The following is a 9,222-nucleotide window of genomic DNA, read 5'->3' as shown; positions in this document are numbered from 1 at the left end:
GAGAAAGCGCGCCCTGACTCGCCTCTAAGTTAACTTGACAATCCCGGGGTGCTTTTCGACATTAAATTTTTTGTTAACCAGTAGGAGAGTCGCACGATGAAACTATTTTCGATCATACTTATTTTAGCGAGTCCATCCCCTGTGTATGCAGGCCAAGTTGATTAAAGACACTACTTCGTTTCAAATGAAATTGCACATGGGGGTGGCTGTCGAAAAAGCTCGCCGCGTGGTCAGTGTTGTCACGCTGGTAGCAAGCCGTTGCATTGTCACAAATAGGCCCCGACTTGGGTTAAAAACGCGTTGTGGAAAGCTAAGAGTTCTTCGTGGCGCGCTTTTGCAAGGCGCTGGCCCTCGCTCGTTTGAAAGCTGTCCGCGAGGGTTAAGAGTTTGGTTTCAAAGTGATCTATCGCGAAAGAACGATCATCAAGCGCGCGGTTTTCGGCACGTGGATCATTTGGATCATACAAAGCACTCGCCATGCGTCCAGCCACATAAAAACAGCGCGCGACTCCGATAAGGCCAATCGCATCAAGGCGGTCCGCATCTTGAAGAATGCGTGCCTCTAAAGTTGTCGGTGCAATGTTTGCGGAAAAGCTATGCGCTTCGATTGCATGGCAGGCTTGGTCGATCTTCGCATTGTCCCAGTTTAGGCCCCGTAGCGGAATGCGCGCAGCTTTTGCGGCCAGCGACGATGCTTTGGTGCGATCTGGGCTGTCCTTTTCTATGCTTACGCAATCATGTAACAAGGTCGCTGCGATCAAGAGTTCTAAATCGCCACCGTCTACCTTGGAAATCGCACGCACGTTCGTCCAAACCCGCGTAATTTGGGCGATATCATGCGCGCCGTCTAACCCGTTTGGGATGGCGAAGGGCAACAACCTTTCCGCCAGCGCCTCAAACGGAGAAAAGTTGGCAAGGTTAGCCATAAAGCGCTTCGATCTGGGCCCCGTAGATGTCATGCACTTTTGAACGGCGTACTTTCATCGTGGCTGTGACTTCGCCGTCGTCATGATCCAGTTCTTTAGGCAGCAAATGCACCTTTTTGATCTGTTCAACGCGCGCGAGATTGACGTTCTGCTTGGCGACTTCCTTATCGATCAACGCGGCTACATCTGGGTGTTCGGCCAAAGATCGGAAGGTCGTATAGGCGATGCCTTTGCTTTCGGCCCATAGGCGCACCGTGTCCATGTCGATCTGCACGAGGGCAGACACGTAAGGGCGGCGATCCGCAATCACGATGCATTCTTTGATGTAGGGCGAGGCTTTCATGATGTTTTCGATCAAAGACGGTGATAGGTTCTTGCCCGCCGCGTTGATCATGATGTCTTTCTTGCGGTCAATCAGACTGATGGACCCGTCATCGCAGGCCTCTGCCACGTCGCCTGTATGAAGCCATCCGTCGATGATTGTTTCAGCGGTCGCATCGGGGCGATTATAGTAGCCCTTGAAGACGATGCCGCCTTTGACGAGCAGTTCGCCATCGTCTGCAATCTTGTAATCTACGCCATCCACAAAATGCCCAACGCGTCCTTTCGAGCACCCCCAATCGGGTTGGATTGTGGCGGCACCCGTGGTTTCAGACATGCCCCAGGCCTCGCGAATATTGATGCCAATGCCACGCATGAATGCAAGAAGGTCTTCCGAAATCGGAGCTGCCGCAGAGATCGCGAATTTCACGCGACCAAGACCAAGGTAGGATCGGATATGGCGGTAAACAGTGGCGTCCCAAAAGGCATTGGCGATCTTATCAGGCAAAGACCATTCATCGCGTCGGATCGCCCCGCGCCGTTCAGCTTGCTTTAACGCATAGAGCGTCACTGGGGCTTTGATTTTGCCCGAGGTGGCCGCTTGGATAGTCAGATCAGAGCGCATCTTTTCCCAAATACGCGGCACGCCGAAGAAAATTTGTGGTGCAACTTCGCGCAGATCAATAATGATCGTGCGCAGGCTTTCCCCAAAGTTCATAACCATTTTACTGGCCAAAGCATTCGTCACCGTTACATTCTGTTCGGCAATATGACACAAGGGCAAGTAGCTGAGAACATTGGTGCCTTGGGGATAACCTGCAAAGATCTCTTTGCTCAGGGCGGCGGCCACCGATAGGTTTTCGTGGCTGATTTCAGCAGCTTTGGGCAGACCCGTGGAACCTGATGTAAAGACCATCATCGCAGTGCGTTCAGGTGTGATTGCAGATTTACGGTCCTGAACAAGCTTGTCCATTCCGTTGCCAAGTGCTGCTCGCCCCATTGCCAAAACGTCATCGAACGTTTTCAGGTTCAACTCGGTCTCACCAGCCGTGCCTTTGGGGTTGAAGATTATCAACTGGCGCAACTTCGGCAGTTTCCCACGCAACTCAATGATTTTGTCTAGCTGTTCCTGATCTTCGATGAAGAGCATTGTGGTGTCAGAGGATCCCGCCAAATGTTCAATCTCAGGTGCGGGCGAGGTGGGATACATCCCCGTCACAACACCGCCCGCTGCATTGATCCCGAATTGTGCAAGGACCCATTCGCGGCGGTTTTCAGACAGAATACCAATGTGTTCTCCGTCGCGCATCCCAAGCTCAATCAAGCCAGCCGCGACCGCGTGCATGATCTCTTCAAAGCCGGACCACGTGATCTCTTGCCAGATGCCAAAATCCTTTTGGCGCATGGCGACAAGGTCGGGATCACTTATCGCGTGCGAGGAAACGATTGAAACGTTGGAACGAAACTCGGTCATGGATATGTCCTTAGCTCAGCCAGCGTTTGCGGCGTTTGTAGTGTTTAACATCGCGGAACGACTGGCGAACCTCTGATCCATCTTTGGCAACACCAAGATAGAAACTCTGGATGTCTTTGTCGTTCTTGAGAGTCTCGACATCGCCCTCAAGAACGATTTGTCCGCTCTCCATGATGTAGCCATAATCAGCCACGGAAAAAGCGACGCCTGCGTTCTGTTCAACGACGAGGATGGATGTGCCATCCTCAGTGTTCAAACGTCGGATCGTCTCGAAAATCTCTTTTACGATCTTTGGAGCAAGCCCCAGTGATGGCTCATCCATCAAAATCAATTTGGGACGTGCAATCATCGCGCGCCCGAAAGCTAGCATTTGTTGCTCACCGCCAGAGAGATAGCCCGCAATTTGCTTGCGGCGTTCCAGCAATCTAGGGAAAAATGCGTAAACCTTATCGAAATCAGCTTTTATACCGCGCCCATCCAGCGCGTAAGAGGCTGCGATCAAGTTGTCCTCAACCGCCATCTCTGCAAAAATGCGGCGCCCTTCGCGGACATGAAACATACCTTGCTTAACCAAAGCGTCGGGGGCTGTATTCTTGATGTTCTTGCCGTCAAAATGAATGCGGCCTTCGCCAACTTCACCATTCTCCAGCTTTAGCAAATTGGAGGCGGCCTTCAACGTCGTCGTCTTACCGGCACCGTTCGTGCCAAGCAACGTCACAATTTTCCCTTGAGGTACCTCAAGCGACAAGCCGCGCAAAGCTTGCACTGTGTGATAATAGCTCACTTCGATGTTCTCGATTGTCAGCATGCGCGACGTGTCCTTTTCATCTTTCCGATAAACTTTGGGGGGTGCGGGGGGCTAGCCCCCCGCGTCAGTCGGATGGCCCGAAGGCCATCCGAAACAACTTAAGTGCTCAACCACTCGGAAACCGGTGTAAACAGTTTGGATTCTGGCGAATACTCATACACACGACCTGTGCCGATCTTGTTGTTATTCATGGAAACTGGCCCACCGAAGAAGCCACCGCTGTCCCAGTCTTTGATGCCAGACAGGCTCTCGGCAACATTGTCAGCCGTCAGCTCATTGCCAGCTTCCGCCGTGTCGCGCAGTGCTTTCATTGCCAATTCAAGGCCACACATCGCCTGCAATGCCCAAGTGGACATGTAATTTTCTAGCGGTGTGCCAGCGAACATCGCTTTGGACAATGCAGCGTACTGCTTATAGCGCGGTGCGCCTTCGCGGTCATAGAAATAGCGGTACGGCATTACGCCCTGATACCCTGCTAAGAACGGACCCGCTTCTGCGGTGATACGATCCGCGATCAGCTTTTCCATGCCCCAGAATGTTCCGTGGAACTGGATAGGCAGACCGAACTGGCGTGCGCCACCGATCAGCTGTGGCCAAACACCTGTCACATAGCCTTGCAAGATACAGTGCTCTGCACCAGACTGAGCCAGCTTGGTCACGTGTGTTGGAATGTCCGCGCCCTGTGCTTTTGTGCTTTCTTCCAGAACGATTTCTAGGCCAAGACGATCCGCAGTTGCGCGACCATGCTCAAGCGGGTCACGGCCAAATTCTGTGTTGGAATAGATGATCGCAACCTTCGTGCCTCCCGCCGCTTTGATGTTCTGCATCAAAATGTCGAACTGGTCCTGATATGTTGGGCCAGACACATATTGGTAAGGGTGTGTCGCTGTATCAGCCAGTTCAGATGCGAAGGACGTAGAACCCATAAGGCGCGCGTTCTCGCCCTTAAGCTCTGGTGCCATCAGCTTCATTGCGCCGGTGGAGTCTGCGAAATACCCAACAAGGGCTGTGCCTTCAGTCGCCAAAGCGCGCTGATAGTTGGCCAATGTGTTCTGTGGAACGTAGCCTGAATCCTCGGTCACGAAACGGATAGGTGTTCCCGCGATACCGCCTTCGTCGTTGAACATCTTTTGCGCCAATGCAAACGCAGGTGCCACAAGCTGACCCGCGGTTGCGAAGGGGCCAGTCAATGGCAGGGATGCGCCCAGCACATATTCTTTTGGCTGCGCTTTCAAAATCATAGGCGTGCCCATGACGGCTGTTGCGGCAGCGCCTGTGGCTAGGAATGTACGTCTGTTCAGTGTCATAATCTCATCTCCCAATGTGGTGGCCTTCGTTGTTTTTATCCACGCGCAAACGGCCAACGGTTTGCAGAGCGTAGTATACGGTCAGTGATTTGATTGATGCCCAGCGGTTCTTTCAACAAGAAGAACACAAGCAGCAAGCCAAATACGATTTCTTGCAAGGGTGCTGTGTAGCGCGCCCATTCGAGCGATCCACCTGTCGCACCGCTCATGGTGATTTTGATCATTTCAGGCACGAGTAGAACGACGACCACGCCGAACAGAGGTCCCAATGTGCGCCCCATGCCGCCAACAATCAGGGCTGCGACCAGCTCCAAAGATAGATCTAGGCCGAATTGCTCTGGCAAGATGCGGGCAAAAAAGTAGGCCCCGAGCGCGCCAGATAGTCCGCAATAACCAGCGGAGATCGCAAAGCTCATTAGTTTGTAGCGCAGCAAGGAGATGCCAAGGATCTCTGCGGAATAGTCGCGATCTCGAATGGCAATGAACGCACGGCCAACCCGTGTACGGAATAGGTTCTGCGCAGCCAGCATTGTGCCAACGGCCAGTGCCGTGATCAGCACATACATTTCGCGTTTGGTATCCAATTCCCAACCCAGCAGGTTAGGGACGGGGGTGTCAATGCCAACGATGCCGCCTGTCCAAGGTGCGAACAGGTCCTGTTCGATCAAGAATTTCACGATGAAGCTGGCTGCGAGTGTTGCAACAGCGAGATACAGACCTTTCACGCGCAAAGAGGGCAGGCCAACGATAATACCGACGAGCGCGGACACTAAGATCGCTAAAGGCACAACAATAATAGGCAAGATACCAGCAGGTAAACCGCTGAATAAATTGCTGAAAATCACTGTGGAATAGGCACCAATCGCAACAAACGCGCCGTGGCCAAGGGACACAAGACCCGTGTAACCTGTCAGAACGTTGATCCCAACAACTGCGATCAGCAAGATGCCCATTTTACAGGCCATAAGGACCGCATAATCATCTGCGAATAACGGGAACAGCGCCAGCAACAACATGCTACCATAGACGAACAATTGTTTGTTGCGGTTGTTCAGGACCCGCTCGTCTGCGCCGTAGTCGGCTTTGAGATTGCCGTTGATCATATCCGTTCAACCTCTTTTTGGCCCATCAGGCCGTGTGGGCGGAAGATGATAACTACCAGAACAGCTACGTAGGGTACGATTTCAGCCCATTCGCCGCCGAGTTTCCATTGAGTCATCGCCTCAAGCACGCCGACCGACATAGCCGCGATGAAACAGCCGACATAGCTATCAAGACCACCCATCAAAACGATCGCAAGGACCGAAAAGCCGAACAGGCCAAGCGAGGGCGAAATGCCGTTGCGCGTCGCTAGGATTGCGCCTGCAACTGCGCCCGTCGCAGATGCGAGCACCCAAGCGCGTGAGAAAATTTTGGGAACCGAAATGCCCATAGAATACGCCGTTGATTGATCTTCTGCCGTGGCTCGGATTGCGACCCCGCTCTTGGTGAATTTCACCATTGCAACGATGCCACCGAAAATCAGCAACGCAATGATCATGTTCACGATATCTGCACCAAAGAGGAAGATCATTGAGCCGAAGAGTTCAAACCGGATTGGCGTGTTCGGTGCGATGTGGGGAACGAATGCCGCGTCTGCGGTCCAGATAAGCGAAGCAGATCCTGACAGGATCGAAATTAATCCAACTGTCACCATGATCATCGCAAAAACAGATTGGCCCATCAGCGGACGCATCAATGTGCGCTCAACCACGCGGCCAAGCACGGCGTTACACAAAACCGCACCGACAAGTCCCAGAATGATCCGCGGCACGTTCGCGGCCCAATCCAAAACTGCGCCAAGGGGTGAGAACATGCCCAATCCTTCGCGCATTTCGACCATCCAATCGGGTTTCCAAGACGCAAGCCATGTCGGCGCCCATTCTTGCCCGGGAATGATGACGGCGAAGGTGAAGTAAAAGTAAGCGCCGAACATGATCAAATAACCATGCGCAAAGTTCACGACTTTGGTAGCCTTATAGACTGACACGATGCCGACCGCGATCAGCGCATATATTGCGCCGCTCATTAGGCCGTTGATCGCAAATTGAATAAACTGTCCCATATCCGCCCTTACGCCGCCGCGCCCAAGTAGGCCTCGATCACCGCCGGGTTTTTGGAAACCTTCGCAGGTGTGCCAGACGCGATTTGCTGGCCAAAGTTCAAAACAACAATGTGGCTGCAGATATCCATGACCATGTGCATATCATGCTCTACCAGCAGAATGGTCGTGCCGAACTGTTCCTGCACATCCAAGATAAAGCGCGCCATGTCGGCGGTTTCTTCGCGGTTCATGCCAGCGACGGGCTCATCAAGCAAAAGAACGCGGGGGCGCATTGCAAGGGCGCGCGCCAGCTCAACCCGTTTTTGCAGGCCGTAAGACAACATGGTGATGGGGTATTTGCGAATGTGGTCGATCTCTAGGAGATCAATCACGCGCTCTTCGATATCGCGGCGTAGCTCCAGCTCTTCTTTACGCGCAGAGCCGAAATATTTGAACGCAGAAAACAAGCCTGTGTTCAGGCGGGTGTGGCCACCCAGCTTGATGTTGTCGAGCACGGTCATGCCACGAAATAGGGCAATGTTTTGGAACGTACGTGCCATCCCAAGTGAGGCGCGTTTGTCAGGGGTGATCCCTGTGATGTCTTCGCCGTCAAAGTGCACTTTGCCTTTGTCGGGGGCGTAAAACCCTGAAATCGCATTGAAAAGCGATGTCTTGCCCGCGCCATTAGGACCGATCACGCCAGTGATTTCGCCTTCTTTGGCTTCAAAGTTAACCCCTTGCAGCGCTTTGATGCCGCCGAAGGATAGATGTAAATCGGATACGCTCAGCATGGCTGATCGGGTCCTCCCCATTGCCGCTCTCAAACTGTCGCTTTTCGCGATCTGTCATGAAAGGGGCGCTCACTTGTAAACCTGCAGCTTAGCGAGTTAGGGCTGTCTGGCAATGCACTTTGACGCGGTTGTACGTTACGTCAGGTTGAAGTGGCCTTGCGTGGCTGGCAACTCTTGGAAAATGTGGGCTGTTGAACATTCCTTAGGGTGATGGCCGCTAATCACAATGTGGTATTTTACACGGACGCACCCTTTCGTGATCCAATGTTAGGCAATCGTGAATAGCTTAAAGTGTTCTTGATTCCTAAGCCTTGAGGGGACCCGTCCATTCAAGAGGCAACTATGTCGCGCAAATCGAATAAACGCACCAAGCTCAAATCCAGCGCGCAGTCACCCGCGCCGCACAGCGTCAGTCGACGACTGACTTTAAAAGAGATCGCACTTTATGCTTTAGGGGGTGCTGCGATTACGGGAGGCGGTGTCGCCTTGGCCGCGGATTTTCAATCCAAGTTGATTGAACTTGATCTAAGTGTAATCGGGCAAGGGACGCCGGTCATCCTGCAAATCCATGACCCACAATGTAGCATGTGTGCCGCGTTGCAAAAGCAGACCCGCATTGCGTTAAAGTCGCTGGAAGCGGACGCCGTCCTTTACCGCGTTGCCAATATTAGCACCGAAGAGGGGGCAGCGCAGCAGCGCCTTAAGGGGCTGCCGCATGTGACCTTGGTTCTCTATAACGGTGAAGGCGTGCGTCAGCACGTTATTCAGGGCGTGACGCCGGCAGCGGATTTATTGAAAGCGTTTCAGCAATATCTGAAACTGCCACTCGCGTAAGTGGTCAAAGTTCTATCGCGACTAACACTTCCGGCTCTATTACTGTCGCATTTGGCACTGCGTCGATCATCGGCTGAACAGATTGTTCCAGAACGGAGAACGTATTGTAGTGACATGGAATCACCGTGCTAAAGTTGAAAAATCGTTTTGCGGCGTACGCCGCGCGCTTCATATCCATCGTAAAGTGACCGCCCGCACATAGGATGCCGATGTCGGGATGATGCAAGTCTTCGAACAGTTCCATGTCCATCATAACGTCGGTGTCGCCGCTGAAGTAGATCACCTTGCCTTCGCCCGCGATCATAAAGCCGCTTTCGGTGCCTGCATACATTGGGCCATCTTCGGAATTATAGGTGCTGGAATGCGTGGCCGTGACCATTGTGACCGCGACCTCGCCCAGCATCACCGTGCCGCCCTTGTTAAACCCGACGGTCTTGATGCCCATTTTGCCTTCCATAAAGCCCATGTGGTCATAAATGCCGACAGCGGGGATATCGAGTTGCTTGGCGATTTCGAACCCGTCTGCGCAGTGATCAAAATGACCGTGGCTGATCAGAACATGGGTCGCACCGTTGATTGCGTCTGCGCGACGATCCTCTGGAAAGACAGGACAGCCGGTAAGCCATGGATCAATCAGCAGCACTTGGTCTTCGATTTCGATGCGAAAACCTGAATGGC

The 9,222-nt window shown here is 52.9% G+C and carries 9 protein-coding genes; 1 reads left to right on the top strand and 8 read right to left on the bottom strand.

Going from position 1 to position 9,222, the window contains the following annotated elements; translation table 11 throughout:
• Positions 1-266: 266 nt before the first annotated feature.
• The 7 genes from QZ279_RS00080 to QZ279_RS00050 all read right to left on the bottom strand — a co-directional run bounded on the left by QZ279_RS00080 (position 267) and on the right by QZ279_RS00050 (position 7,710).
• Entirely contained in the window at positions 267-926 is a 660-nt protein-coding gene (locus tag QZ279_RS00080; RefSeq protein WP_293446738.1) for an HD domain-containing protein, read from the bottom strand.
• Complete coding sequence (locus QZ279_RS00075) at positions 919-2,721, bottom strand: AMP-binding protein (RefSeq protein WP_293446737.1); 1,803 nt, start codon at positions 2,719-2,721, stop codon at positions 919-921. Before QZ279_RS00075 ends, QZ279_RS00080 begins: the two co-directional genes overlap by 8 nt.
• Positions 2,722-2,731: 10 nt before the next feature.
• On the bottom strand, positions 2,732-3,529 hold the full coding sequence (locus QZ279_RS00070) for an ABC transporter ATP-binding protein (RefSeq protein ID WP_293446736.1): 798 nt from the start codon (positions 3,527-3,529) through the stop codon (positions 2,732-2,734).
• Between the two features lie 98 nt (positions 3,530-3,627).
• A complete protein-coding gene (locus QZ279_RS00065; RefSeq protein WP_293446735.1) occupies positions 3,628-4,836 on the bottom strand; it encodes an ABC transporter substrate-binding protein in 1,209 nt (402 codons plus the stop codon).
• 35 nt (positions 4,837-4,871) lie between these two features.
• On the bottom strand, positions 4,872-5,939 hold the full coding sequence (locus tag QZ279_RS00060) for a branched-chain amino acid ABC transporter permease (RefSeq protein WP_293446734.1): 1,068 nt from the start codon (positions 5,937-5,939) through the stop codon (positions 4,872-4,874).
• The gene (locus QZ279_RS00055) at positions 5,936-6,940 is read right to left on the bottom strand and encodes a branched-chain amino acid ABC transporter permease (RefSeq protein WP_293446733.1); all 1,005 of its coding nucleotides are present in this window, start codon (positions 6,938-6,940) and stop codon (positions 5,936-5,938) included. Before QZ279_RS00055 ends, QZ279_RS00060 begins: the two co-directional genes overlap by 4 nt.
• Positions 6,941-6,948: 8 nt before the next feature.
• Positions 6,949-7,710, bottom strand: coding sequence for an ABC transporter ATP-binding protein (locus QZ279_RS00050; RefSeq protein ID WP_293446732.1), 762 nt, complete (start codon positions 7,708-7,710; stop codon positions 6,949-6,951).
• Positions 7,711-8,052: 342 nt separating this feature from the next.
• Between QZ279_RS00050 and QZ279_RS00045 the strand changes: the two genes are divergently transcribed.
• Positions 8,053-8,544, top strand: coding sequence for a hypothetical protein (locus QZ279_RS00045; RefSeq protein WP_293446731.1), 492 nt, complete (start codon positions 8,053-8,055; stop codon positions 8,542-8,544).
• A 4-nt stretch (positions 8,545-8,548) separates the two neighbouring features.
• On the opposite strand, the gene QZ279_RS00040 is transcribed toward QZ279_RS00045, so the two are convergent.
• Positions 8,549-9,222, bottom strand: a 674-nt coding sequence (locus QZ279_RS00040) for a metal-dependent hydrolase (protein WP_293446730.1), incomplete at its 5' end; no start/stop codon positions are given.

The sequence above is a fragment of the Planktotalea sp. genome, assembly GCF_018607965.1.
Classification (GTDB): Bacteria; Pseudomonadota; Alphaproteobacteria; order Rhodobacterales; family Rhodobacteraceae; genus Planktotalea.
Note: the sequence above shows the minus strand (reverse complement) of the source record. Positions and strands in the feature narration are given on the sequence as shown.

Bases quoted from the DNA above. Each gene is read 5' to 3' on its own strand.
- QZ279_RS00080 (WP_293446738.1), bottom strand. From the start codon at position 926: ATGGCTAACCTTGCCAACTTTTCTCCGTTTGAGGCGCTGGCGGAAAGG.
- QZ279_RS00070 (WP_293446736.1), bottom strand. From the start codon at position 3,529: ATGCTGACAATCGAGAACATCGAAGTGAGCTATTATCACACAGTGCAA.
- QZ279_RS00075 (WP_293446737.1), bottom strand. From the start codon at position 2,721: ATGACCGAGTTTCGTTCCAACGTTTCAATCGTTTCCTCGCACGCGATA.
- QZ279_RS00050 (WP_293446732.1), bottom strand. From the start codon at position 7,710: ATGCTGAGCGTATCCGATTTACATCTATCCTTCGGCGGCATCAAAGCG.
- QZ279_RS00045 (WP_293446731.1), top strand. From the start codon at position 8,053: ATGTCGCGCAAATCGAATAAACGCACCAAGCTCAAATCCAGCGCGCAG.
- QZ279_RS00065 (WP_293446735.1), bottom strand. From the start codon at position 4,836: ATGACACTGAACAGACGTACATTCCTAGCCACAGGCGCTGCCGCAACA.
- QZ279_RS00060 (WP_293446734.1), bottom strand. From the start codon at position 5,939: ATGATCAACGGCAATCTCAAAGCCGACTACGGCGCAGACGAGCGGGTC.
- QZ279_RS00055 (WP_293446733.1), bottom strand. From the start codon at position 6,940: ATGGGACAGTTTATTCAATTTGCGATCAACGGCCTAATGAGCGGCGCA.